This is a genomic window from Bifidobacterium margollesii, assembly GCF_002860355.1.
Classification (GTDB): Bacteria; Actinomycetota; Actinomycetes; order Actinomycetales; family Bifidobacteriaceae; genus Galliscardovia; species Galliscardovia margollesii.
The window spans coordinates 57,338-80,724 of record NZ_NMWU01000029.1 but is presented as its reverse complement, the minus strand read 5'-3'; the positions used below and the strand labels follow the sequence as shown (position 1 = coordinate 80,724).

The 23,387-nt window shown below is 62.4% G+C and carries 20 protein-coding genes; 13 read left to right on the top strand and 7 right to left on the bottom strand.

Features of this window, described 5'->3' with window-relative positions:
• Window positions 1-32: 32 nt before the first annotated feature.
• Window positions 33-236, bottom strand: a complete 204-nt coding sequence (locus Uis1B_RS08550; RefSeq protein WP_101617403.1) for a hypothetical protein — start codon at window positions 234-236, stop codon at window positions 33-35.
• 276 nt (window positions 237-512) lie between these two features.
• Between Uis1B_RS08550 and Uis1B_RS08545 the strand changes: the two genes are divergently transcribed.
• Window positions 513-1,238, top strand: coding sequence for an SGNH/GDSL hydrolase family protein (locus Uis1B_RS08545; RefSeq protein WP_101617401.1), 726 nt, complete (start codon window positions 513-515; stop codon window positions 1,236-1,238).
• Between the two features lie 31 nt (window positions 1,239-1,269).
• Here Uis1B_RS08545 and Uis1B_RS08540 read toward each other — a convergent pair whose 3' ends face one another.
• Complete coding sequence (locus Uis1B_RS08540) at window positions 1,270-2,340, bottom strand: glycosyltransferase family 2 protein (protein WP_101617399.1); 1,071 nt, start codon at window positions 2,338-2,340, stop codon at window positions 1,270-1,272.
• A gap of 95 nt (window positions 2,341-2,435) precedes the next feature.
• Here Uis1B_RS08540 and Uis1B_RS08535 point away from each other — a divergent pair, with 95 nt between their 5' ends.
• The 9 genes from Uis1B_RS08535 to Uis1B_RS08495 all read left to right on the top strand — a co-directional run bounded on the left by Uis1B_RS08535 (window position 2,436) and on the right by Uis1B_RS08495 (window position 14,281).
• Window positions 2,436-3,467, top strand: coding sequence for a tyrosine recombinase XerC (locus tag Uis1B_RS08535; RefSeq protein WP_101617398.1), 1,032 nt, complete (start codon window positions 2,436-2,438; stop codon window positions 3,465-3,467).
• A 125-nt stretch (window positions 3,468-3,592) separates the two neighbouring features.
• Entirely contained in the window at window positions 3,593-4,450 is an 858-nt protein-coding gene (locus Uis1B_RS08530) for an exodeoxyribonuclease III (protein ID WP_101617396.1), read from the top strand.
• Between the two features lie 105 nt (window positions 4,451-4,555).
• On the top strand, window positions 4,556-5,380 hold the full coding sequence (locus Uis1B_RS08525) for a DUF3710 domain-containing protein (RefSeq protein ID WP_101617393.1): 825 nt from the start codon (window positions 4,556-4,558) through the stop codon (window positions 5,378-5,380).
• A 45-nt stretch (window positions 5,381-5,425) separates the two neighbouring features.
• Window positions 5,426-6,178, top strand: a complete 753-nt coding sequence (locus Uis1B_RS08520) for a DUF3159 domain-containing protein (protein WP_101617502.1) — start codon at window positions 5,426-5,428, stop codon at window positions 6,176-6,178.
• Between the two features lie 27 nt (window positions 6,179-6,205).
• On the top strand, window positions 6,206-7,501 hold the full coding sequence (locus Uis1B_RS08515; RefSeq protein WP_101617391.1) for a class I SAM-dependent RNA methyltransferase: 1,296 nt from the start codon (window positions 6,206-6,208) through the stop codon (window positions 7,499-7,501).
• Between the two features lie 22 nt (window positions 7,502-7,523).
• Window positions 7,524-8,150, top strand: coding sequence for a substrate-binding domain-containing protein (locus Uis1B_RS08510; protein WP_165782812.1), 627 nt, complete (start codon window positions 7,524-7,526; stop codon window positions 8,148-8,150).
• A gap of 48 nt (window positions 8,151-8,198) precedes the next feature.
• Entirely contained in the window at window positions 8,199-10,685 is a 2,487-nt protein-coding gene (locus tag Uis1B_RS08505; RefSeq protein WP_101617499.1) for an HAD-IC family P-type ATPase, read from the top strand.
• Window positions 10,686-10,727: 42 nt separating this feature from the next.
• Window positions 10,728-13,430 (top strand): aconitate hydratase AcnA, encoded by a 2,703-nt coding sequence (gene acnA / locus Uis1B_RS08500; protein WP_101617387.1) that lies wholly within the window; start codon window positions 10,728-10,730, stop codon window positions 13,428-13,430.
• Window positions 13,431-13,663: 233 nt separating this feature from the next.
• Window positions 13,664-14,281 carry an isochorismatase family protein gene (locus Uis1B_RS08495; protein ID WP_101617385.1) on the top strand — a complete coding sequence of 206 codons (618 nt, stop codon included), beginning with the start codon at window positions 13,664-13,666 and terminating at the stop codon, window positions 14,279-14,281.
• 30 nt (window positions 14,282-14,311) lie between these two features.
• Here the strand turns inward: Uis1B_RS08495 and Uis1B_RS08490 are convergent, their stop codons facing one another.
• Window positions 14,312-15,022, bottom strand: coding sequence for a response regulator transcription factor (locus Uis1B_RS08490; protein ID WP_101617383.1), 711 nt, complete (start codon window positions 15,020-15,022; stop codon window positions 14,312-14,314).
• Window positions 15,023-15,027: 5 nt separating this feature from the next.
• On the bottom strand, window positions 15,028-16,512 hold the full coding sequence (locus tag Uis1B_RS08485) for a sensor histidine kinase (protein ID WP_101617381.1): 1,485 nt from the start codon (window positions 16,510-16,512) through the stop codon (window positions 15,028-15,030).
• A gap of 184 nt (window positions 16,513-16,696) precedes the next feature.
• Between Uis1B_RS08485 and Uis1B_RS11910 the strand changes: the two genes are divergently transcribed.
• Together Uis1B_RS11910 and Uis1B_RS08475 are read left to right on the top strand one after the other, a co-directional pair.
• On the top strand, window positions 16,697-17,425 hold the full coding sequence (locus Uis1B_RS11910) for a hypothetical protein (RefSeq protein WP_133124895.1): 729 nt from the start codon (window positions 16,697-16,699) through the stop codon (window positions 17,423-17,425).
• A gap of 77 nt (window positions 17,426-17,502) precedes the next feature.
• Window positions 17,503-19,605: a GmrSD restriction endonuclease domain-containing protein gene (locus Uis1B_RS08475; protein ID WP_101617377.1), complete on the top strand. Its 2,103-nt coding sequence runs from the start codon at window positions 17,503-17,505 to the stop codon at window positions 19,603-19,605.
• Here Uis1B_RS08475 and Uis1B_RS08470 read toward each other — a convergent pair.
• Window positions 19,565-20,497 (bottom strand): DMT family transporter, encoded by a 933-nt coding sequence (locus tag Uis1B_RS08470; protein WP_101617375.1) that lies wholly within the window; start codon window positions 20,495-20,497, stop codon window positions 19,565-19,567. The two genes, Uis1B_RS08475 and Uis1B_RS08470, sit on opposite strands and share 41 nt — an antisense overlap.
• Before the next feature lie 153 nt (window positions 20,498-20,650).
• A complete protein-coding gene (locus Uis1B_RS08465) occupies window positions 20,651-21,565 on the bottom strand; it encodes a Bax inhibitor-1/YccA family protein (protein WP_165782811.1) in 915 nt (304 codons plus the stop codon).
• Window positions 21,566-21,793: 228 nt separating this feature from the next.
• Here Uis1B_RS08465 and Uis1B_RS08460 point away from each other — a divergent pair, with 228 nt between their 5' ends.
• Window positions 21,794-22,612, top strand: a complete 819-nt coding sequence (locus tag Uis1B_RS08460) for an aldo/keto reductase (protein ID WP_101617373.1) — start codon at window positions 21,794-21,796, stop codon at window positions 22,610-22,612.
• 48 nt (window positions 22,613-22,660) lie between these two features.
• Here Uis1B_RS08460 and Uis1B_RS08455 read toward each other — a convergent pair whose 3' ends face one another.
• Complete coding sequence (locus Uis1B_RS08455; protein ID WP_101617371.1) at window positions 22,661-23,368, bottom strand: GTP pyrophosphokinase; 708 nt, start codon at window positions 23,366-23,368, stop codon at window positions 22,661-22,663.
• Window positions 23,369-23,387 lie beyond the last annotated feature (19 nt).

Sequence of the window (23,387 nt, the reverse complement as noted above, 5' to 3'; positions counted from 1 at the left end):
GATCACTTCCGCCTACGCGTTCGATCCCGATACTACTTGGCCAGAGCCTCGTCGATGGCGCCGGCAATGGTGTCTCCGTCCAGTTCGGCGGTGTCGGACTTGGCCTGCAGAACCTTGCCGAACAGCTTGTCGGCCTGCTCGAACGTCAGTTCCTCGCCGGCGTTCTTCAGCGCGGCCAGCACATCCTGAACCGTCTGAGCCTTGGCGACTTCCTCGACCAATTCGCTACTTGCCATGATGAAACTCCTCATTTCACAACGCTTCGTCGCCTATCATGCGGGCGACGGGGAGCTAACCGTCGCCATGCACCATTCGCATGGCTGAGGCTCTCCGGCTTTCCGGGCCGTCCTGCCAATCTCCGTAATAGTCATTCCCGGTATGGATGTAAAGCGCTGTTGCGTAAAGTTTCATTCTTCGAAAACATCCGTACGGAATCGATCACACGGAACAACGATCCGCGATGGGAGTAAGCTGATCCGGGTTGTTACGGAACGGCGGAGGGAGCATCCATCATGAACGCATTGACCAGATTCGTGGCCATCGGCGAGGCGTTATGGGCCAAGCATCATGTGCATCTGGCCCCCGAACCCTCCGGCGATCGCTTCGGCACCGTCCGTGCCGGGACCGGCGCTGATTCCCGGCCGCCGTTGCGTATGGTGGCCGTCGGTGACTCGATGGTGGCCGCCTGCGGTGTGGACGATCAATCCATGGGCTTCGTGCCCGATCTGGCCTCCGTGTTCGCGCAACGGCTGAACCGCCGTATCGACTGGGAGGCTCACGGACGTCTGGGAGCCACCATGCGTCGGGTGCGATACCGTCTGCTGCCTGAAGTCGAGGGACATCCCGATCTGCTGGTCGTGATCGCCGGGTCGAACGACATCATGGCTCGGCGCGGCATCGAGGAGTGGAAGGCCGATCTGCGCGCTACGCTGGAGGAGGCCCGTCCGCTGAGCGAGCACATCATCGTGTTCAGCTGCGGACAGCTGTACAACAGTCCGGCCTTGGGAGCCACGCTGCGACAGAGCCTGAAGGGCAAGGTCGACGAGCAGGTGGAGGCGAGCGGGACCATCTGCCGTGAATTCGGTGCCCGGTACGTGGATATGGCCCACGAAGACGTCAACGCCGACGATGCCTCCTTCTACGCCGCCGATCATTTCCATCCCGGCGAATTCGGCTACCGGTACATGGCCGAACGCTCCGGCGAACTGCTCGACGACTGGCTCGCCGAACGGTTCTGATGCGCCGGGCGTTTCCAATGCTCGGTTCTGTTCAGTTCACTCCGAACACGTTGTGGGCGAACCAGTATCCCACGCGGATCAGCCAGCGCCCGACCGGCCCCGGGACGGTGAGCAGTGAGCCGATCAGCGTGTGCCTCACCGCCTGCCCCGCCTCGGGTGCGTGATCGTCCAGATACCGCCACAGCTCGTCCTTGCGGCGATAGTTCTCCCTATTCTTCGACAGCACCATGAACGCCGAATCGATGCCCATGTTGATGGTCAGATAGTGGATCATATAGCGATACAGCCCTTCGGGCACCGAGTCTCGCGAGGGGGTCGCCAGAATCATCAGCCGTACCACGCGGATCAGCTGGTCGATACGACGGATCATGGTGTCCTTCTGCACCGACTGGCCCTCGCGGCCGATGAAGTAGCGGTACAGATCCTCGTCGAGATACATCAGCGTTCGCACCTGCGGCAGCGGCGCGTAGGCGTAGATGTTGTCCACGTAGAACGTGTGCTCCGGCAGTTCGAGTCGTGCCTTGTCGCGCAGGATCCTCGTACGGTAGGTGAGCGAATGCATCAGCAGGTTCTGATCGGGGCGGAACCGCTTCACCTCATTCCAGCCGATCACCCTGTTCGGCGTGATCACGCTGGCGTATCGGATCGTCTGCTTGATGCGCTTGCCCTGCTTCTCGTAGGTGTAGTTGGTGATCAGCAGATCCACGGGGGCGGGGGAGGCGGCCTGCCGGCGCAGCTCCTCCAGCACGTTGTGCAGGGCCACTTGATCGAGCCAGTCGTCGGAATCCACCACCTTCACGTACATGCCGCGGGCGTTCGCCACCCCGGTGTTCACGGCGCCGCCATGACCCTTGTTCTCCTGATCGATCACGCGGATCTGCGGATACCGTGCCGCATACTCGTTGGCCAGTCTCAGCGTTCCGTCGGTGGATCCGTCGTTGACGATGATGATCTCCACGTCATCGAGACGTTGTTCGATCAGCAGCGAGGAAAGACATCGGCCCAGATAATCCTCCACGTTGTACGAGGGGATGACGAAGGTGATCGTGATGCGCTGCCCCTCATCGGAGCGTCCGGCGTGTTCGGCGATTGCGTTGTTCATACTCATCACTCATACGGTAGACCACCGCGTACCTCGACACGACTAAGATTCGGCGTATCGACGACGGTATGGTCGCGGGAAAGGAGGGACCGGCTATGGACGGGCAAGCTGAATTCGATGGATTCCTTCGGTATCTGCGGGTGAATCGCGGGCTGAGCGAGAACACCGTGAAGGCCTATGGGAGCGATGTGGCGGAATGCCTGCACGACCTCGGCGAGCGGGGCGTGACGCGACTGCGGGATGTGGGTCTCGACGATCTGCGCGCGTGGATGGCCGTGGAATCACGATCGCACTCCAGATCGTCGATGGCGCGCAAGGTGGTGTCGATTCGTTCGTTCTTCGCCTATCTGGCCGAACATGGGGTGATCGACGCGGATCCGGCGTCGGTGCTGAAGACCCCGAAGATACCGATCAGGCTTCCGGTCGTGCTCAGCGAACAGCAGGCCGGGCGGCTGATGGAGACGGTGGATCTGGCGGCGGAAGGTCACGCTCGGGGGCCGGCCCAACAGGAGTCCGACGACGGGAGACGCTGCGATGACGGTGCTCGCGATGACGGTGCTCGCGATGACGGTGCTCATGATGACGGTGCTCGCGATGACATGGATCATGCGATGGCCCTGCGGGACGCCGCCATCGTGGAAATGCTGTACGCCACCGGAATCCGCGTGGCCGAACTGGTGTCGATGAATGGGCATGACGTGGATTTCTCCTCACGCACGGTGAGGGTGACGGGCAAGGGTGACAAGCAGCGCGTGGTGCCGTTCGGAGGTCCGGCCGCCAAGGCGCTCGCCGCATGGATGGATGAAGGACGCCCGATGATCGTACGGCGTGCCGTGAGTCGGCAGGCCGATGCGGAGGCGGTGTTCCTCGGGGCTCGGGGCGGACGGCTCAATCAGCGTATCGCCAGACAGATCGTGCATCGTGCGGCCGCGCGTGCAGGCGTTCCCGACATCGGTCCGCATGCCCTGCGGCATTCGGCGGCCACCCACATGCTGGACGGCGGCGCCGATCTGCGCGAGGTGCAGGAGATGCTCGGCCACTCTTCGCTGCAGACCACGCAGCGGTACACGCATGTTTCGATCGAACAACTCATCGGACGATACAATCAGGCCTTTCCCCGCGCATAGGATCGGGGCGCGCCGGCATGCATCGGTTGTGGTCCGACCACCGTGGGCTCACCATCGTGGGCTCACGGTGGGCCGATCGCGGACCGACCGCGGCATTGACCCGCGGGCGGGTTAGACTCGGGCTCATGATCAGCATCACGACTTCGAATCTCAATGGCATTCGTGCGGCGAACCGCAAGAACGTGGGCGATTGGGTGAGCGCCCATACCCCGAACGTATGGTGCATGCAGGAGGTGCGTGCGCCCCAGCCCGACATCGACGGAATCCTGGGCGATTTCGCTCGCCGTTATGCCGAGAGCGGGGCGGTGTCCGACGCCGACGATCTTTTCCGGATGAACGAGGTGTGCCGGGTCAAGGGGAGAGCCGGCGTGGGACTGATCTCCTCGCTGCCCGTGGTGGCCACTCGATATGGGCTTCCGGGGCTTAGCGAGGACGTCGATTCCGGACGCTGGATCGAAGCCGACGTGAAGACCCCGCAGGGATACGAGATCACCGTCGCCAGCGTGTACGTGCATGCCGGCAACGCCGACGACGAGGTGAAGATGGCGCAGAAGTATCGCTTCCTCGACACGATGCTCGTCCGGCTCGGTCAGCTGCGCGACGAGGCCGCGCGGGGCGGACGTCAGGCCGTGCTGTGCGGGGACTTCAACATCGCGCACACCCCGCTCGACATCAAGAACGCCAAGGGGAACGTGAAGCATGCGGGATTCCTGCCCGCCGAACGGGCCTACGTCGACCGATGGCTCGACGAATACGAGTTCGTCGATGTGATGCGCGATCTGGCCGGAGACATTCAGGGGCCGTACACCTGGTGGAGCCAGCGGGGACGCGCGTTCGACAACAACGTCGGTTGGCGACTCGACTACCAGTTCGCCACACCCGAGCTGGCCGAGACGGCACGCGGTTTCATGATCGACAAGGCACCCACCTACGATCTGCGGTGGTCCGACCATGCTCCTCTCACCATCGACTACGACGTGTGACGGTACTGTTGCGGTGCGACTGCGATGGTGGCGGTTTCCACGACAGGTGCGCAAGGCAGGTGTTAGGCTTATCACGATTGCCATCGCACGGAAATGAGGAACGATATGGGACTGTTCGGATTCGGCAGGAAGAAGCATCAGGAGGACGAGGCCAAAGCCGACGTCGCGGACGAAGCCGCGAAGAACGCCGACGAGACGACGACGTCCGACGAATCCAAGGCCGACCATCCTCGGACGGTCGCGCCGGGCGAAGGGGAGCGAGGCGAGAATCAGGGCCCGTGGGACGTGGACGATGAGAACGTTCCCGACTACGACGACTATCTCGACATCGGCTCGCTGTTCCTGCCGTTCCTGCAGAACATCGAACTGCGACTCAAGGCCAACCGTCAGAGCGGACAGGTGCTGGGCGCCACGATCACGCTGGGCGATTCCAGTCTGGAGATGGAGGCGTTCGCGGCGCCGAAGTCGTTCGGTCTGTGGGATGACGTCCGCTCCGATCTGCTCGAAGCCAACAAGGGGGCCCGGGAAGTCGACGGCGTGTTCGGCAAGGAACTGATCCTGCCGGTGAAGGTGGGCGAGAAGACGCTGGACACCCGCATCGTCGGCGTGGATGGTCCGCGTTGGATGCTGCGCGGCATCTTCTCCGGACCGGCGGCCAAGGAAGGCGAGGAGAAACGCATTCTCGACCGGTATTTCGCCGACGTGGTGGTGGAAAGAGGCGAGGAGCCGCTCGCCCCCCGTGACATGATTCCCATGCACCCGCCGGTCAGCCCTTCCGAACGCAAGCGGCTGGCCGAGGCCGAGGCCGCCAAGGAGAACGAGAAGAAGACCGAGATCCCTGGAAAGCCGGACGGCCCGCTCACCCCCGTGCATCAGGTGGAGCAGCAGACTACGCTGCAGCGGGGGCCGCTGTTCTCGGAAATGCGCTGATCGGTCGGCGACGGAACATCGATGATGTCAGCGAACGAACCGAAGATGGACGATCTGCCCGAGACCGGCGAACAATCCGTTGGCGGCAGTGCGAAACGCAGCGGCATGGCCTCGCTCGCCAACGACGACTTCTCCGTCATCGACGCGATCGGCGGACCTCGCGGCGTGATCGAATCCATGCTGCCCGGCGTGGTGTTCGTGGTGTTGTTCGTCGCCACGCGTGACCTGCATCTGACGGTGATCGTTTCGGCGGTGATCGCCGTGGTGCAGGTGGCGGCGAGACTGCTTCAACGCCAGTCGGTGCTTGGAGCGCTCACCGGCGTGCTCGCCGTGGGCATATGTCTCGTCTGGGCGTGGCTCAGTCACGATGCGCGCAACTACTATCTGCCCGGCTTCCTCATCAACTCGTTCTGGATCATCGTGCTTGCCGTGTCGCTGCTCGCCCGGATTCCGGGCATCGGCGTGCTGGTGGAGTTCATCCGCAATCCCGTGACCGAGCATTTCCGTAAATGGCTGGGCGCGTGGCGGGGAGACGAGCCGCTGCTGAAGGCGTATATGATCGTCAGCGGTCTGTGGATCGGGGTGTTCGCCCTGCGCCTGGGCATCCAGATCCCGATGTATCTGACCAACCACGTCGGCTGGCTCGGTACGGCCCGACTCATCATGGGTGTGCCGCTGTTCGCTCTTGCCATCTGGATCTCCTGGCTGATCATCGCCACCCCGCTGCACCGACACCGTCTCGATGAACGGCGACATGCCGAAGAGGAGATCATCCGAACCGCGAATCGCGAGCAGTGAATCGCAAACCGTGAACGAAAGGAACCCATGACCGCTCATCAAGTCCGTATCGAACGCTACGCCGATCAGGGCCGTTGCGTGGCCCATATCGACGGGCGTGTGGTGTTCGTCCGATTCGCGTTGCCGGGCGAACTGGTGGCCATCGAACTCGACGAGCCCCACGACCGCGACGACCGGTTCTGGACCGGAGAGGTGACGGAGGTGATCGAATCCAGTGAAGATCGTGTCGAACCGGCATGGCCGCTCGCAGGACCTCTGGCCTTCGGCGGAGGCGTCGGCGGGGCCGACCTGATCCATGTGTCGGTATCCGGCCAGCGAGCTTGGAAATCGGCCACGGTGAGCGAGCAGATGCGGCGTCTCGGCCATGTCGACGTCGAAGTGCCGGTCTCCGGTGTACCCGGAGACGAGGAGCGGCACGGTCTCGGATGGCGCACGCGCATCGAGATGATCGCCGACGATGAGGGCCGCCCCTCCATGCGGCGGCGCGGCACGCATGTGCGCGTGCCGCTGGACTCCATGCCGCTCGCCACCGATACGCTTAACGACCTTGCCGGAAGGGAGCATGTATGGGAAGGCGGGTTCGAATCCGGGGCGCAGATCCGCATCGCCGTGCCGCAGCCGCGTACGACGGCGGGAGGGTCGGGGAAGTCCGACGACTCCGTTGATGATTATGCCGTGCTGGTCGGCGGCGAACTGCGATCCGGCTCCCGGCTGCTCACCGAACACGTCGTCATCAACGACGAAGCCGGCTCCCCCCATGACTTCGTCTACACCGTGGACGCCGCGGGATTCTGGCAGATGCATCGCGAGGCGCCGAACGTGCTGGCCAATGCGGTGACCGAGACGGTTCGTCGTGCGGTGGACGGCAAAAGGCACGCCGTGCTATGGGATCTCTATTCCGGCTCCGGACTGTTCACCCTGCCGCTGGCCTCGATGGTGGCCGACGGCGTTCGGGTGCTCAGCGTCGAAGGGGCCAAGGAAGCCGTGCACAACGCGCACCGTAATCTGGGACGAGCCGGTCTGGACAATGTGGACGCCCGTACCGGTGATGTGGCGAAAACCCTGCGGGTCGTGCCGAAACGGTTCGCCCATCCCGACGTGGTGGTGCTTGACCCTCCCCGTGCGGGAGCCAGAAAGCGAGTCTGCGAGCAGATCGCCGATTCCGGCGCGCGAACCGTGGTCTACGTGGCCTGCGATCCGGCGAGTCTCGCCCGCGACACCGCCACGTTGACGGAACATGGGTACACGCTTTCCCGCATCCACGCCCACGACATCTATCCCAACACCCATCATGTCGAAACCATCGCCCTCTTCGTTCGCTGAGGGTTCTCGGAGGAAAGTCGGCGTGATCCGCACTATGAGAACGACGGGCAGGCGAGGCGATATGCGGTGGGGGAGTCGCGCGGCGGCCATGCTGCTGGCGGCGGGACTGATCATGCCTCTCGCCGGCTGCGTACCGCAGGGCAAGGCGGTGGGGGACACCACCGAGACCGCGGACGCCGTGGCGCACGACGGGGTGGACCGGCATGACCTGTATGTCGGTGTGATCGGCAGTTCGAAGCCGGACAATGCCGAACTCAACCGTCAGCTTGTGGACGCCATGAACCAAGGGGACCTCAATCCCGTGTTCATGGCGTCGAACGGTGATGCCGGCGGCCAGCAGAAAGCCATGGCCGACCTGCTGGCACGCGACGTGAAGGTCATCGTGATCATGGCCGACAAGGCAAGCGGATGGGATGAGGCCCTGACCGAAGCCCGTCAGGCGGGAATTCCCGTGGTGCTTGCGAACAGCGCGATCTCCCCGGACGATCGGACGCTGTACGCGGCCCGGTTCAACCTGCTGGTGAAATCACGGCCGATCGGACGCGAACCGGTGGGACACACATACTACATTGCGGATGCGCTGGCGGACATCGTGGACGACGCACCGCATGAGAAGATCATGAACGTGCGCCTCGTACCCCAGTGGTGAGGCATGCAACTGGAAAGGCGGCGGTATCCGGTGAATCAGCAGACGTTGATGCCCGTGCTTGAAATCGGTGGTTTGACGACCAGCCAGGTTCGGCAGCGAATCTCTCAGGGCAGGGTCAACATCACCAGGGACAAGTCGTCCCGGTCGATCGGGCAGATACTCCGCTCCAACGTGTTCACGCTGTTCAACGCGATCATCGCCGTGGCGATGGTGATGGTGCTGCTTACCGGCCAATGGCGCGATTCGGTGTTCGGCTTCGTGATCATCGTCAACACCGGCATCGGCATCGTCACCGAGCTGAAGGCCAAACGCACGCTTGACCGCCTGTCGATCCTCATGGCCTCGAAATATCTGGTCAGAAGGGACGGGCATGACGTCGAGATCGCGCATGATCAGATCGTGCAGGACGATCTGCTGTGGGTCAGGGCCGGCGATCAGGTGCCCGCCGATCTGGAGATTCTTCGCACATGGGGGTTGGAGCTGGACGAGTCCATGCTCACCGGCGAATCGAGAACCGTCCGAAAATCCAAGGGCGACAAGGCCTATTCCGGTGCCACCGCGGTTTCCGGCATGGCGATCGGCCGGGTCACGGCGGTTGGAGAGCACAGCTACGCCGCCAAACTCGCCGCGGAGGCGAAGGTATACAAGAAAACCCATTCGGATCTCAATGAGGGCATCAATCGGATCCTCAAATTCATGACGTTCCTCGTCGTGCCGCTGTGTGTGCTGCTGATATGGACCCAGATGCGTACTGTCGGCGGGTGGGACGCGGCCATCGCCACCGGGCAGTGGCGTCAAGCCGTTGTCTCCGCCGTGGCCGGCGTGGTCGGCATGATCCCGGAGGGACTGGTGCTGCTCACCTCGCTGAACTTCGCGGTGGCGGCCATGAGACTCGCACGGAAGAACACGCTGGTGCAGGAACTGGAATCCGTCGAGACACTGGCCCGAGTGGACTCGCTGAACCTGGACAAGACCGGCACGATCACCAGCGGCGGCATCATGTTCGATCGTGTGGACATGCTCGACGATATTCCCGAGAACTCCGAGGATCGGCGTGACGCGATGCAAGCCCTGTTCGATCTCGCCAATGAGGCCCAGCCAAACGGCACAGGCGCCGCCATTCTGGACGGTTTGGGGGGAAAGGGGTTCTCCGAGCGTCCGGTCGCGGCCAGAATCCCGTTCTCCTCGGACCGCAAATGGAGCGCGATCGTGCGTGGCGCCGAACACACCGGTGGGTCGGGCATGACCGCATGGTACATGGGGGCTCCGGAAGTGGTGCTCGCCGGACTTGACGGACAATACCGTGGGACGTTGGAACGGGCGAACGCCATCGCCGAGACCGGCAGTCGCGTGGTATTGCTGGCGAAATGCGAGATCGGTCACGAAGCGGCCGTCGCCGCGCAGACATTCGCCGAAAACCCGCGTCTGCTTCCCTCGGCCAGACCGGTGGCTCTGGTGGTCTGCTCCGAACACATCCGCGAGGACGCCGAACGAACGCTCGCATGGTTCCGCGAACAGGGGGTGCGCTGTCGAATCATCTCAGGCGACAACCCTCGCACCGTGGCCGCCATCGCGGACAAGGTGCGACTCACCGGCAATGACGCCCCGCGATACATGGACGCACGGGATCTGCCGGACGATCTCGAAGAACTCGCCGATACCTTGGAGCGGATCGACGTGCTCGGCCGCGTGCTGCCCGAGCAGAAGAAGGCCATCGTGCAGGCGCTGCACCGGCGTGACCACACCGTCGCCATGACCGGTGACGGCGTCAACGACACGCTCGCCCTCAAGGAAGCCGACCTCGGCATAGCCATGGGCAACGCCGCCCCGGCGGCGAAGGCCGTGGCGCAGGTGGTGCTCGTTGACTCGAAGTTCTCCCATCTGCCCGACGTCGTGGCCCGCGGACGGCAGGTCATGGCCAACATGGAACGCGTCGCCAGCCTGTTCCTCGTCAAAACCGTCTATTCGGCCATCATCTCCCTCGGCGTGGTGCTCACCGCCATGCCCTATCCGTACCTGCCGAGACACATCACCTACGTCGGCGCGCTCACCATCGGAATCCCCGCATTCATCCTCGCGCTCGCGCCCAACACCCGCCGCTACGTCCCCGGGTTCCTCAAGCGCGTCGTCGCCTTCGCGCTGCCCGGCGGCATAGCCACCGGACTGTCGGTACTGCTCAGCGCCTGGATCGTACCCCGCGTGATGGGATGGGACCTCGCACGGCAGTCGGACCTCGACTCGCTGCGCGCCACCAGCGCCATCATCCTGTTCCTCATGGGCGTCTTCGTGCTCTCCCGCGTGGCCAGCCCCCTGAACTCGTGGCGTGGAGCGCTCGTGGCCTTCTTCGCGGCATGCGGCGTCATCGGCATGTTCATCCCCTTCGTGGCCGGCTTCTTCGCGCTGATCATCCCCACCGGCACCACGCTGATCGCCACCGGCGCGGCCCTCCTCATCGCATCCGCCATCTTCGCCGTATGCGTGTGGCTCGTCCCAAAAATCGGGCGTATTATTACACGCGAAACAAAAACACGCTAGAACTAACGTGTTAATGATTTCGTAAAAGATCACGGAGGTCGCATGTCCGTTCATGACGATCAGTTCACCACGTTGAAGGTGGGCGACAAGACATTCGATTACTATTCGATCGCCGATCTGCCCGGCATCGATCACCTGCCCTACTCGCTGAAGGTGCTGGTGGAAAACCTCGTACGCAACATCGACGGCGCCAACATCACCGACGAACACGTCAAGGCGCTGCTCGACTGGGATCCGAACGCCGAACCCAGCCACGAGATCCAGTTCACCCCCAGCCGAGTCGTCATGCAGGACTTCACCGGCGTGCCCTGCATCGTCGACCTCGCCACCATGCGCGACGCCGTCAAGCAGCTCGGCGGCGACCCCGAGGTCATCAACCCGCAGGTCCAGTCCGACATGGTCATCGACCATTCCGTGCAGATCGACAAATACGCGCTCGCCGACGCCGTGCAGCAGAACATGGACATCGAATACCAGCGCAATGGTGAACGCTACCAGTTCCTCCGCTGGGGCCAGCAGGCGTTCCGCAACTTCCGCGTCGTACCGCCGGGAACCGGCATCATCCACCAGGTCAACATCGAATACCTGGCCAAGGTCATCATGAGCAAGACCGAGGAGAACGGCAACACGCTCGCCTACCTCGACTCCTGCGTCGGCACCGATTCCCACACCACCACCGAAAACGGTCTCGGCGTGCTCGGCTGGGGCGTCGGCGGCATCGAAGCCGAAGCCGCCATGCTTGGCCAGCCCATCTCCATGCTCGTGCCTCGTGTCGTCGGATTCAAACTCACCGGCTCCATCCCCGAAGGCGTCACCGCCACCGACGTGGTGCTCACCATCACCGACATGCTCCGCCAGCACGGTGTCGTCGGCAAGTTCGTCGAATTCTACGGCGAAGGCATCGCATCCGTTCCGCTCGCCAACCGCGCCACCATCGGCAACATGAGCCCCGAATTCGGCTCCACCTGCGGCATCTTCCCCATCGACGACGTCACCCTCGACTACCTGCGTCTCACCGGCCGCAGCGAAGAGCAGGTCGCGCTCGTCGAAGCCTACGCCAAGGCCAACAAACTGTGGGGAGACGCGAAGGATCCGAACTACGTGGAACCGAAGTACTCCGAATACATGGAGCTCGACCTCGGCGACGTCGTACCCTCCATCGCCGGCCCCAAGCGGCCTCAGGACCGCATCAAACTCTCCGAATCCAAGAAGACCTTCGAAGAGACCCTGCCTGCCTACGAAACCGAAAAAACCGTCAAGGAACCGGTGCCCGTCTCCACAACATTCCGAGGAGATTTCAACCTCGACAACGGTGACGTGGCCATCGCATCCATCACCTCCTGCACCAACACCTCCAACCCTTCCGTCATGATCGCCGCCGGCCTCATCGCCCGCAACGCGCACGCCAAAGGCCTCAAGCCCAAGCCGTGGGTCAAGACCTCCCTCGCACCGGGCTCCCAGGTCGTCGCCGACTACCTCAAGGCAGCCGGCCTGCAGGACGATCTCGACTCCCTCGGATACCAGCTCGTCGGATTCGGCTGCGCCACCTGCATCGGCAACTCCGGCCCGCTGCTGCCCGAAATCAGCGAAGCCATCAACGCCAACGACCTCACCGTCACCGCCGTGCTCTCCGGCAACCGCAACTTCGAAGGCCGCATCAGCCCCGACGTGAAGATGAACTACCTCGCGTCCCCGCCGCTCGTCATCGCCTACGCGCTCGCCGGCACCATGGACTTCGACTTCGAAACCCAGCCGCTCGGCACCGATCCCGAAGGCCACGGCGTCTACCTCAAGGACATCTGGCCCACCAACAGCGAAGTCGAAGCCGTAGTCAACGGCACCGTCAACCGTGAGATGTTCCTCAAGGACTACGCCTCCGTCTTCGACGGCGATCATCGGTGGAAAGGCCTCGACGTGCCCGAAGGCGAACTCTTCGCCTGGGATCCCAAGTCCACCTACGTGCGTCGCCAGACCTTCTTCGACGGCATGAACGCCACCCCCGACCCGGTCAAGGACATTCACGGCGCCCGCGTCCTCGCCCTGCTCGGCGACTCCGTCACCACCGACCACATCTCTCCGGCCGGCGCGTTCAAGGCCTCCAGCCCCGCCGGCAAATACCTCACCGAGCGCGGCGTCGAGCCCAAGAACTTCAACTCCTACGGCTCCCGCCGAGGCAACCACGAGATCATGGTCCGCGGCACCTTCGGCAACATCCGCCTCAGGAACCAGCTGCTCGCCTCCACCGGCAACGAAGTCACCCCCGGCGGCTTCACCTACGACTTCACCACCGGCAAGCCGTCCACCATCTTCGACGCCTCCCTCAACTACAAGGCCGCCGGCACTCCGCTCGTCGTCCTCGCCGGCAAGGAATACGGCACCGGCTCCTCCCGCGACTGGGCCGCCAAAGGCACCCTCATGCTCGGCGTCAAAGCCGTCATCACCCGCAGTTTCGAGCGCATCCACCGCTCCAACCTCATCGGCATGGGCGTGCTTCCCCTCCAGTTCCCCGACGGAGAATCCTACGAAACCCTCGGCCTCGACGGCACCGAAACCTACGACATCTCCGGCGTCGAACAGCTCAACCACGGTGGAACCCCGAAGACCGTTCACGTCACCGCCACCCACGCCGACGGTCACACCACCGAATTCGACGCGGTCGTCCGCATCGACACCCCCGGCGAAGCCGACTACTACCGCAACGGCGGGATTCTGCAGTATGTGCTGCGCAACCTCATGTCGAAATGAGACGGCGAAATGAGATGACGGAGTGTCCTCGGCGTTGCTCCTCGGTCGACGTACCTTCGTACGTTTTCCCTCGGTGCGCCTTGAGGACACACACGTCATCTCATTTCGGAGGCAGGGATTCATACCGACGATGATTCATACAGTGGGCTGCGATCCAAGCGATCGCGGCCCACCGCCGTATCGGCTGCCGTATCATGAAGGCAGATCCATGCCATCGTGAGAGAGGAACGTTCATGAGCGCCAGCGCCTTGATCATCGTCGACGTGCAGCCGACCTTCTGCGAAGGAGGGGAGCTCGGCGTCGAAGGCGGCAACGATGTGGCCGCCCGTATCGCCGCCTACGTCGTCGCCCATCGTGACGACTACGCCTACATCGCCACCACGCAGGACTGGCACATCGTACCCGGCTCCCATTTCTCCGAAAGCCCCGACTTCGTGGATACATGGCCTCTTCACGGCGTGGCCGGCACCCCCAACGCCAACCTGCATCTGGCGATCAACGCGCTGGGCATCACCCACCACTTCAAAAAGGGACAGTACTGTGCCGCCTACTCCGGCTTCGAAGGCATAGAAGACAATTCAAACCGCCAGCAAAGCCGGGCCGAGGTACGCATCGCCACCGAGGAAGGTCACACGCTCGCCAACGCGCTCAACGCCGCAGGCATCACCAAAGTGGATGTGGTAGGCATCGCCGAATCGCACTGTGTGAAGGAAACCGCGCTCGATGCGGTGAAACTCGGCTACCGCACCCGCGTATTCACCGACCTGACCGTGCCGGTCAGCCCCAAACTCGGTGAAGCGGCACGCAAGGAAATGTCCGCGGCCGGCGTTGAACTCGCAACGTCCGACTGACCGGCGGTCGTAACGCTCAAGTCGTAGCACTCAATACTCCAGCGGCGACGGCAGATCCGCCCTTCCCACCAGCTGGGCGATCTGCACGCGACTCATGCACAGCTTGTCCGAAGCGGCGGAAAGATGAGCCTTCGCGGTCCGCTCACTGGTGAACATCCGCTCGGCGATCTCCTGGTTGGTCAGCCCCTCGGCGGCCAGCAGCACCGCTTCTCGTTCACGCTCGCTCAGCGAATTCAACAGGGCACGAGCCTCATCCCGGCGGGTCATCGGCCGATGCTCATGCAGGTCGGCGAGCAATTGCCGCTGACTGGCCGGATTGTACTGAGGACGGCCCTCGCAGGCTCCGATAATCCGGTCGATGATCTCCTCCGGCGCATCCGTCTTTGACACGAACCCTTCGGCACCGGCCTCCGCCGCCCGCTCCACGGTGCCCTTCGGCGACAACGACGTGAGAATCAACACATGCGGGGGATCAGACAGACCCCGCAGCCTCGCCGTAGCCTCGATCCCATCCCCGTTCGGCATGGCGATATCCATCAGCACCACATCCGGATGTTCGATCCGCGCCTTCTCAACGGCCTCCGCTCCACTGCCGGACGTGGAGACCACCACAACCCGACCTTGCGAATAGTCGTTGAGAATCAACGACATCGCCTGACAGATCATCGGATCGTCATCGACGACGCTCACGGTGATCGGCGTCGAAACAGCCGGATCGGATACGGAGACAGCAGAGGACATATCCCTCATCGTAACGGCACGAACGGCAGTTTCACGTCAAGATGGAAATCGTTGCGCGCATCATACCCGTATTCGCAGGTGCCGCCCGCCCGCATGACCCGCTCCTTGAGCCCGGAAAGACCGTGGCCTCCGGTACTCGCGTTCACCTTCGACACGCCTGTATCCGATACGTCCGCATTGCCCACGCCCGCACCGTTCACGTCCGTGTCTGGAATACCAGCATCCTTCCGCTCCCCGTGGGCGTCAAACCCGGCATCGGTGGCATTGGAGAACAGCACGACCACGCCGTTCGAGGGAATCGCCGAAATTTCCAGTGACACCCGCTTCCCGGGCGCATGCCGCCGCGCATTCGTCAGCCCCTCCTGCACTGCGCGGAACGCGATCTTGCCGATCTCGGGATTCAACGAACTCAGATCACGAACATCGATCCACGTATCCAACGACATGCCCGCCGAACGTGCGGAATCTACGATGTCATACAAAGCCTCTCGGGTCAGCGCGGTGTCCTGCGAGGGAGTCAGCATGGTCGCGGCGTCTTCGGGATGACGAAGCATGTCGATGATGCTGTGCGCCTCATCCAACGCTCCCGCCGCCTGTCGGCGAATCTCCGAGGCTCGTGCGACCAGCGCCTCGGCATTCTGCTCCAATGAAGCGTCACCGGCATCCCTTGCTTGGGAGGCGAGCTTCATCGTCTGCGTCTGCATTGCACTGGCGTTCACCGCGATCAGCGACAGACTGTGAGCCAGCGTGTCATGCGCTTCGGCCGCCACGGCGTCGGCGAACCGTTGCATCTGCAGATTGCTCGCCAGTTCGTCGGCGCGCGTTCGTTCGGCGTGGACCTTGGCATCCGCGTTGTGGGCGAGGGCCCGCGCGCGCAGATGCAGCCCGACCATCACGGCGGCGGTCACCATGCCGACGCCCCACACGGCGGCGGCAGCCACGATCGTGGTCATACCGACGTTCAATCGTGCCGGCACCCCGTCGACACCCGTGCCCTGATCGGAGAACAGCAGCTTCCACATCGACCAGTCCGCCGGCCTCAGCAGATCCTTGGTGTAGGATGCGGCGACCGCCATCACGGTCAGCGTCGTACCCGCCGTTATCAGCCGGCGATCGCGGCTGCGGGCCGTCAGCGCGCTCAGCGAGAGCAGCGTCGACGTCGATCCGAGCGGCAACAGCACCGTTGCGCCGGCCGTCACCGTCAGCACGAGCAGGGGGCTGCGGTCGCGGTGCAGCAGCAGGAACGGCAGCGCCGTGCCGACGAACAACGAGAGCATGGCCACCACGAAGCCGAAGGCGTCCTCCCTTGCATTCGCCAACGATCCCGCAAGCGAGGTCTGAGCCAGATTCATCATCACGCCCATCGCGATCAGCACCACCGACCAGCGACGCTTAGCCGGCAGGACGATCTCCGCGCCGGGCGTGCCGTCGTCGGTCGGCGCCGAGGAAAAGAGGAATCGTGGAATCCGCATCATAATGATTCCGAGCATACGTGGAATCCCCGTCGTTCGTCACCGTCCGTTCGCGCAGCGCCTCCTGCCCTAAAGGGAAACACGACATGCCCGTTCGTACAATATCCCGCGCGTCGACGAGCCGGTACGTTGAAAATACATGACCATCCGTATTCGGACTCGAAACCCGCATTCGGATGAACAGGGAAGAGAAAGGCTCACTATGACCAATCCCAATGGATACGCCCCGAACGGTTCGGCTGCCCCGCAGGTGCCGGGGCCGCAGACCCCGTCACCGCAGTCCCCGTCACGTCGGGACCGTTCCCGACACGGCGATAAACCGATCAGTGGCTGCGCCATCGCCGGATGCGTGACGGGCGGCATCGGTCTGCTGACCAGTTGGATACCGATTTTCAATAACGTTTCCGCCATTATTGCAGTGATCGGCGTTGTACTTGCAATTATTGGTCTTGTTGCTACTCGCAGAAAAGGCCGGAAGCGTGGTCGTGGAGTGGCCATCGCCGCAGTGGTCATTTCGGTCATTGCGATCATTATCGTATTGGTCACTCAGAATGCCTATGTCAAGGCCATCGATGATGCCGGCAAGCAGGTGGAAGCCAGCCAATCGGCAAGCAAGAAGGCCGTGGCGGATCGAACCTACACGTTTAAGGCCACCAGCAACGGTCCTGCAAGTGCCGTATATACGAATGGCGGAGGCAGTCATACCGAAGATTTCAACGGTTCGTGGCAGATTACCGCGAAAGGTACTGAAGCAGGGGAGTTTCCGGGGCTCAGCGTATTGACAAGCGACTACAGCAATCCTGATCCCAGCGGCATCAAAGTCAGTTGCGAGATTCTCGTCAACGGCAAAAGCGTTAGTAAGCATAACGGTACTGGTTCCGGTGCATCCGCTATTTGCGATGTGCCGTATGACTGGCAGGAGACCAAGTAGCGAACAAATGGATATCCAAGGGGCTGCCCGCGTTCTGCAATCGAACGGGGTAGCCCCTTCGGGCTATGGTGGGGGATATGGGAATCAAAGCGACGGAAAAACCGCTGGGCAAGATCTTCACGTCGGACTATCGGTTCGTGGTGCCGGCCTTCCAACGGGCGTATACATGGCAGGTGGAGAACATGCGCCAGCTGGTGGAGGATCTGCGAGACGCCTCGACGACGCCGAAGACCCCCTACTTCCTCGGATCCCTGATCCTCGTGCAGGATGGGGACAACCGATACCAGGTCATCGACGGCCAGCAGCGTCTGGTGTCGCTGACGATCATCATCGCGGTGCTGCGTGATCTGGAGAAGGACGACGATCTCATCGAAAGCCTCGATGACCTGATCGTGGAGCACGGTGATCGTCTTCGCGGCATCAAGGCCGAGCCCCGACTTCGTCTGCGCGACCGTGACGCCGACTTCTTCCGCGACAACATTCAGGCGGGCGTCGAAGCCGTGCTCGATCTGCGTGACGCGGATCTTGCGACCAGCGCCCAGTGGAACATCAAGCTCAACACCAAGCAGGCGTACGACATGCTCGCCGATATGGACGTTGACGAGCGGCATCGGTTCGCCTCGTATCTGGTCAATCAGGTCACGCTGGTGATGGTGATCACCGACGATCTGGCCGGCGCCCACCGCATATTCGACGTGATGAACATGCGAGGCGTGCCGCTCACCGCCTCCGATGTGTTCAAGGCCAAGGCCGTGGCCGCGCTGTCCGCCGTCTCACGTGACGTCTACGCCTCCCGATGGGACGATATCGTCGAACCGCTGGGCGACGACCCGCAGAAGACGGAGCATTTCTTCCGCAGCCTGTACATGATCATCACCTATAAGGCGGAATGCGGCCAGCTCATCAACGATTTTCAGGACGACGTACTCAAACCTCGTCTGCGCAACGGAGACGAAGTCATCGAGTTCATCGACAAGGTGCTCGCCCCCTATGCCAGCGCATGGCGCATGGTTGAGCGGCCTACGGAAACCCGGTTGCCTGACGAGGTCGTCGGCCGTCTCGTCGCACTCAATGACTATCCAGCCGATGACTGGAAGCCCGTGGCCATGTGGGCGTTGGTCCATTCCATCCGCAATCTCGGCGCGCTTGGCGTTTCAGCGTTCGCCGACGGTGGCGCGCATTCCCACGCCAGTGGTTCGAAATCCGGCGAGACCCTTGACCTGCATGATCTCGATCGGCTCAACGGCGTGCTCGGCGCTTTGGAGCGAGTCAGCGGCATCGACATGCTGAACCATCAGACGACGCTGTACCGTCGAACCCGTTTCGCCAGTGCGATCCGCGATCTCGACAAGCGGCGTTCGCTGCAGCAGATCCGTTGGTTCAACATCAGTGACGACGAACGTAGAAGAGCATTGGCCCACCTGCGCGGAGAGTTGCCGCTCAACGATGAGGTGAGACGGCTGCTGCTGATCCGGGCGAACGAGCAGAAGGACGGTGGCCGTATCATCCGCCCGAGGAGCCTTCGGGTGCTTCGACTCGTTCCGGAGCGTGTCGGCAAGGAATCCTCGTTCGCTTCATGGTCGGAATCCGTGCGCGACTATTGGGCCGAGCGTCTCGGAAATCTCGTGATCAGCCAGACCAGCGAAAAACAGGTGGAAAAGCTCGACGACTATACCCAGCGACGCGACCAGATGCTGGTGCACGCCGGATCGAGGCGATTCCCCCTGACCGAACAGCTCGTGAACATCGCAGAAATGACGCCGAAGACCCTGCAATGGCGGCAGGACGAGATGGTTCGCCTGATCGCCGACTACTGGGATATCCGCTATGACGCCGAGCGAGTGGATCTTTCGGAGCTCAGCGAGGAGCATCTCGTCGAACGGACGAAGATCCACAGGCCCAGCTCACGTCGCGTCACCATCGCGCAGGTGCTGGACGCCGGCCTGCTGGTCGCCGGAGAGACCTTCGAATGGGTGCGGCCGCGCAAGGGCGAACGCTGGGTCGCCACCATCACCGACGACGGCAGAATGCGCATGGAGGACGGCACCGAGTATCCATCCCCGACTGCGGCGGCACGGGCGGTCGGAGGTAGCAGCGCGGGCCTCAACGTGTGGAAACGCACGTCGAACGGGCAGAAGCTCAGCGATATCTGGAAGACCTACCGTCTGAAGGCGAAGTAGTCGGCCGCAGGAAGGCCGGCAGCTTCGCCGGTGCCTGGGCGAGCAGCGTACCGAGGAAGATCAGCGCGCAGCCGAGGTAGGCCCGAGGCGTCATGATCTCGCCGAGCAGCAACGCTCCGCCGATCACCGAGAAGAACGATTCGAGGGACATGATCAGCGAGGCGCGTGTCGGCGGCACCCATTGCTGGCCCACCACCTGCAACGTGTAGGCGATGCCCACCGAGCCGATGCCCGCGTATAGGACGGCGATCCACGCCTGACCTGCGCCGGCCCAATCCACGGCACCGGTGGCGAGGGAGCAGATCCAGCTGATGATCGTGGTGGTGAGGAACTGTCCGAACGACAGGACGATCGGATCGATGGATGATCCGAGCTCGTCGATGACGAGAATGTGCACGGCGAACAGCAGCGCGGAGGCGACCAGCAGGCCGTCCGCCATCGTCATCGAGCCGAAACCGTCGGTGATGCACAGGAGGTAGAAGCCGGCGACGGCGATCGCCACCGCCGCCACGGTGAGCACGCCGATGCGCCGGCGTAGAAAGACGAATGCCAGCAGCGGCACGATCACGATATACAGGGCGGTGAGGAATCCCGCCCGTCCGGCCGACTTGCCGTAGAGAATGCCGTACTGCTGCAGCGTGCTGGCCGTGAACAGCACGACACCGCAGAGCATGGCGATGAGGATCGTGTGCCGAGGGGAGCCGTGTGAAGCGGTGTTTCCGGCCGCCGTTTCAGGACGTTTGGATCGCACGAGCAGAATCGGGATCAGGGAGATCGTGCCGAGCGTGAATCTCGTGGCGTTGAAGAAGAACGGCGACATGCTGTTCATGCCGGAGACCTGTGATACGAAGGCGAAACCCCAGATCATGGCCGTAAGCACCAAGGCGGCCATGCCGATGTATTCCTGCCCATGCTGTCTGTCCCTGTGTGGTCTGTTCATGGAGACAACAACGTAACGTACCCGTGTAACGGCGGATCAGGTACTTCCACATAACGAAATCCGCGGATCGCCGTATCCGCGGATTTCGATGATGAGAGTCGGTCGTCAGTCGTTCGAGCTGCCGAAGATGGTCAGCAGGTGCACGAAGAAGTTGATGAAGTCGAGATACAGGTTCAGTGCGCACAGGATCGAGACGCGGCGGATCATCGTGTCGTCATGCGAATACTGCGCGAACATCATGCGGGTGAACTGCGCGTCATGAACCGTCAGGCCGGCGAAGATCAGCAGTGCGATCGCCGAGATCAGCATGGTCATGGCGCCGGTGGGGACGAAGAACATCATGATCATTTCGAATACGATGAGCACGAGCAGCGCCACCATCAGGATCGGACCGGCCTTGAGCATGTCGATCTTCGTCGTCAGACCGAACATCGTCAGGCACAGGAAGAACGCTGCGGACATGCCCAGCGCCATCACGATGCTGCCCAGACTGTAGGTGACGAAGATCGTGCTCAGCGTGAATCCCATCAGCGCCGCATACACGTAGAACAGTACGCGGGCGGTCCCGGGATTCATGCGCATCACGCGCATCCCGAGGAACACGGCCATGCCAACCTGCACCAGGGCCAGCACGATCCAGCCGATCATGCCGGTGGCCTGCAGATAGGTGTTCAGCATGCCGGTGGTCTGGGTGAGCACGGCCACCACGGCGGTGACCAGCAGGCCCATGGTCATTTCGAAATACGCCTTGGTGGTGGAGACGCGCTTCGCCCGTTCATAGCTTTCGCGCACATAGGTGGTCTGCGCGTCCATCACCGGCTGTCCGTATGAAGCGGGGCCATACGGCGACTGGGCCTGTGCGAATCCCTCTTGGGCGTATGGCTGCTGCTGGCCGTAAGAGGCCCCATCATACGCTTGGCCCTGATATTGGGGGTTTTGATACTGCGAATTCTGATACTGGGGATTTCGATACTGCTCCCCGTTGTCTCCTTCGGAACGTCGTCCGAATCCGAAAGCCATCGTCAAGCTCCTTCTGTTTGATCTATCCGCCAACCGTATGGGAGGCAGCTTACGGAATCCTGAATCGTTATGCTCACAGGGAAAGCGACACTGCGAGCGGCGCGCTTGCCGAGCCGGAATCGTCTCCGCCGATAGGATGGCAATGGAGGTGGTCTGGCCGTGAAACGGACCGGGAAACCGCCGACGGCAATCAAATTCATCAGTCATCAAGGAAGATCGGAAGCGCATATGGACTTCATCAAGCTGAACAACGGGATCGAGATTCCCCGCATCGGGCTGGGCGTGTTCCAGACGCCGAACGGTACGCAGACCGAAAACGCGGTGCTCTGGGCGCTGGAGAACGGATACCGTCACATCGACACCGCGATGATCTACGGCAACGAGGCCTCGGTGGGGGCGGCCATCGCCAAGTCGGGAGTCAAGCGGCGTGATGTGTTCCTCACCACGAAGCTGTGGAACGACGACATTCGCCGTCACCGCGCCAAGGAGGCGTTCGAGGAAAGCCTCGACCGGCTTGGCACGGACTACGTCGACCTGTATCTGATCCACTGGCCGGCCGACGGATGGCAGGAGGCATGGGAGGCGATGAGCGAGCTGTATGAGGATCGGCGGGTCCGCGCCATCGGCGTGAGTAACTTCCAGATCCATCATCTTGAGGAGCTCGCCGCCATCAGCGACGTCAGGCCGGCCGTCGATCAGATCGAATCGTCTCCGCAGTTCGGTAATGACGAGGTCATCGACTACTGCGGCTCCCACGGCATCGCGGTCGAGGCGTGGAGTCCGCTGGGCGGTACCGGAGGCAGTCTGCTGTCCGATCCGGTGCTCGCCGAAATCGGCGCGAAATACGGCAAATCGGCGGCTCAGGTCGTGATTCGCTGGCATCTGCAGCGAGGCGTGATCGTCCTGCCGAAGTCCACGCATGAGCAGCGCATCCGCGAGAACATCGATGTGTTCGACTTCGAGCTTTCCGCGGAGGACATGGCCGCCGTCGATGCGCTCGAAACCGGTCGACGCAACGGCAGCGATCCCGACGACTTCGCTTTCTGATCGTCGGGGGAGTGGTCGATCCGATCCGGTTCGATCCGCCGGATCGGATCACTCGGCTTCGCCGATCTCGTTGTGGATCGACTGCATCGTCGATTCGATTCGCGAAAGCTCCTTTGCGCAGTCGCGCAGCGTGGCGATATGTCGTTCCTTGTCGGCGTCCTCCATGTCGTTCTTGTACCGCAGACGGTGTTCAAGACTCGCCCAGTAATCCATGGCGATCGTGCGGAACTGCACCTCCACCGGCGTGGGATGGGGTCCGTCGGTGAGAAACACCGGAACCGAGTAGATCACATGCAGGCTTCGATATCCGTTCGGCTTGGGATTCGCGATGTAGTCCTTCACCCGAATCACCTCGATGTCCGACTGTTCGGAAAGCGTGTCCGCCACCTTGTATACATCCTGCTCGTAGTTGCAGATCACACGAATGCCGGCGATGTCGAACAGATTCTCCCGGATGGACTCCACACTGAGCGGCAGGCCTCGTTTCCGGAGCTTGCCGATCGTGGAACCGATGCTTTTGAGACGGCACTCCATGTGGTGGATCGGATTATGCCGATCTCTCAGCTGGAACTCGTCGTCGAGATTCTCCAACTTGGTGCTGATCTCCCTCATCGCACCGGAATAGACCTGCTCAAGCTCGGCGTACTGCACGATCTGCGCCCCATGGAAGGTCTCGGTGCCGAGTTCGGCGGAAACCTGCTCCATACGGGAACGGATCTCCGGCACATTGAAACGCTGTTTGCGTTCAAGCATCATGGCAAGCTCCTTAACGGTC

Excerpts from the sequence above, each read along its gene's own strand:
- Uis1B_RS08550 (WP_101617403.1), bottom strand. The coding sequence starts at position 236 with ATGGCAAGTAGCGAATTGGTCGAGGAAGTCGCCAAGGCTCAGACGGTT.
- Uis1B_RS08545 (WP_101617401.1), top strand. The coding sequence starts at position 513 with ATGAACGCATTGACCAGATTCGTGGCCATCGGCGAGGCGTTATGGGCC.
- Uis1B_RS08540 (WP_101617399.1), bottom strand. The coding sequence starts at position 2,340 with ATGAACAACGCAATCGCCGAACACGCCGGACGCTCCGATGAGGGGCAG.
- Uis1B_RS08535 (WP_101617398.1), top strand. The coding sequence starts at position 2,436 with ATGGACGGGCAAGCTGAATTCGATGGATTCCTTCGGTATCTGCGGGTG.
- Uis1B_RS08530 (WP_101617396.1), top strand. The coding sequence starts at position 3,593 with ATGATCAGCATCACGACTTCGAATCTCAATGGCATTCGTGCGGCGAAC.
- Uis1B_RS08525 (WP_101617393.1), top strand. The coding sequence starts at position 4,556 with ATGGGACTGTTCGGATTCGGCAGGAAGAAGCATCAGGAGGACGAGGCC.
- Uis1B_RS08520 (WP_101617502.1), top strand. The coding sequence starts at position 5,426 with ATGGACGATCTGCCCGAGACCGGCGAACAATCCGTTGGCGGCAGTGCG.
- Uis1B_RS08515 (WP_101617391.1), top strand. The coding sequence starts at position 6,206 with ATGACCGCTCATCAAGTCCGTATCGAACGCTACGCCGATCAGGGCCGT.
- Uis1B_RS08505 (WP_101617499.1), top strand. The coding sequence starts at position 8,199 with ATGCCCGTGCTTGAAATCGGTGGTTTGACGACCAGCCAGGTTCGGCAG.
- acnA (WP_101617387.1), top strand. The coding sequence starts at position 10,728 with ATGTCCGTTCATGACGATCAGTTCACCACGTTGAAGGTGGGCGACAAG.
- Uis1B_RS08495 (WP_101617385.1), top strand. The coding sequence starts at position 13,664 with ATGAGCGCCAGCGCCTTGATCATCGTCGACGTGCAGCCGACCTTCTGC.
- Uis1B_RS08490 (WP_101617383.1), bottom strand. The coding sequence starts at position 15,022 with ATGTCCTCTGCTGTCTCCGTATCCGATCCGGCTGTTTCGACGCCGATC.
- Uis1B_RS08485 (WP_101617381.1), bottom strand. The coding sequence starts at position 16,512 with ATGCTCGGAATCATTATGATGCGGATTCCACGATTCCTCTTTTCCTCG.
- Uis1B_RS11910 (WP_133124895.1), top strand. The coding sequence starts at position 16,697 with ATGACCAATCCCAATGGATACGCCCCGAACGGTTCGGCTGCCCCGCAG.
- Uis1B_RS08475 (WP_101617377.1), top strand. The coding sequence starts at position 17,503 with ATGGGAATCAAAGCGACGGAAAAACCGCTGGGCAAGATCTTCACGTCG.
- Uis1B_RS08470 (WP_101617375.1), bottom strand. The coding sequence starts at position 20,497 with ATGGCCGCCTTGGTGCTTACGGCCATGATCTGGGGTTTCGCCTTCGTA.
- Uis1B_RS08465 (WP_165782811.1), bottom strand. The coding sequence starts at position 21,565 with ATGGCTTTCGGATTCGGACGACGTTCCGAAGGAGACAACGGGGAGCAG.
- Uis1B_RS08460 (WP_101617373.1), top strand. The coding sequence starts at position 21,794 with ATGGACTTCATCAAGCTGAACAACGGGATCGAGATTCCCCGCATCGGG.
- Uis1B_RS08455 (WP_101617371.1), bottom strand. The coding sequence starts at position 23,368 with ATGATGCTTGAACGCAAACAGCGTTTCAATGTGCCGGAGATCCGTTCC.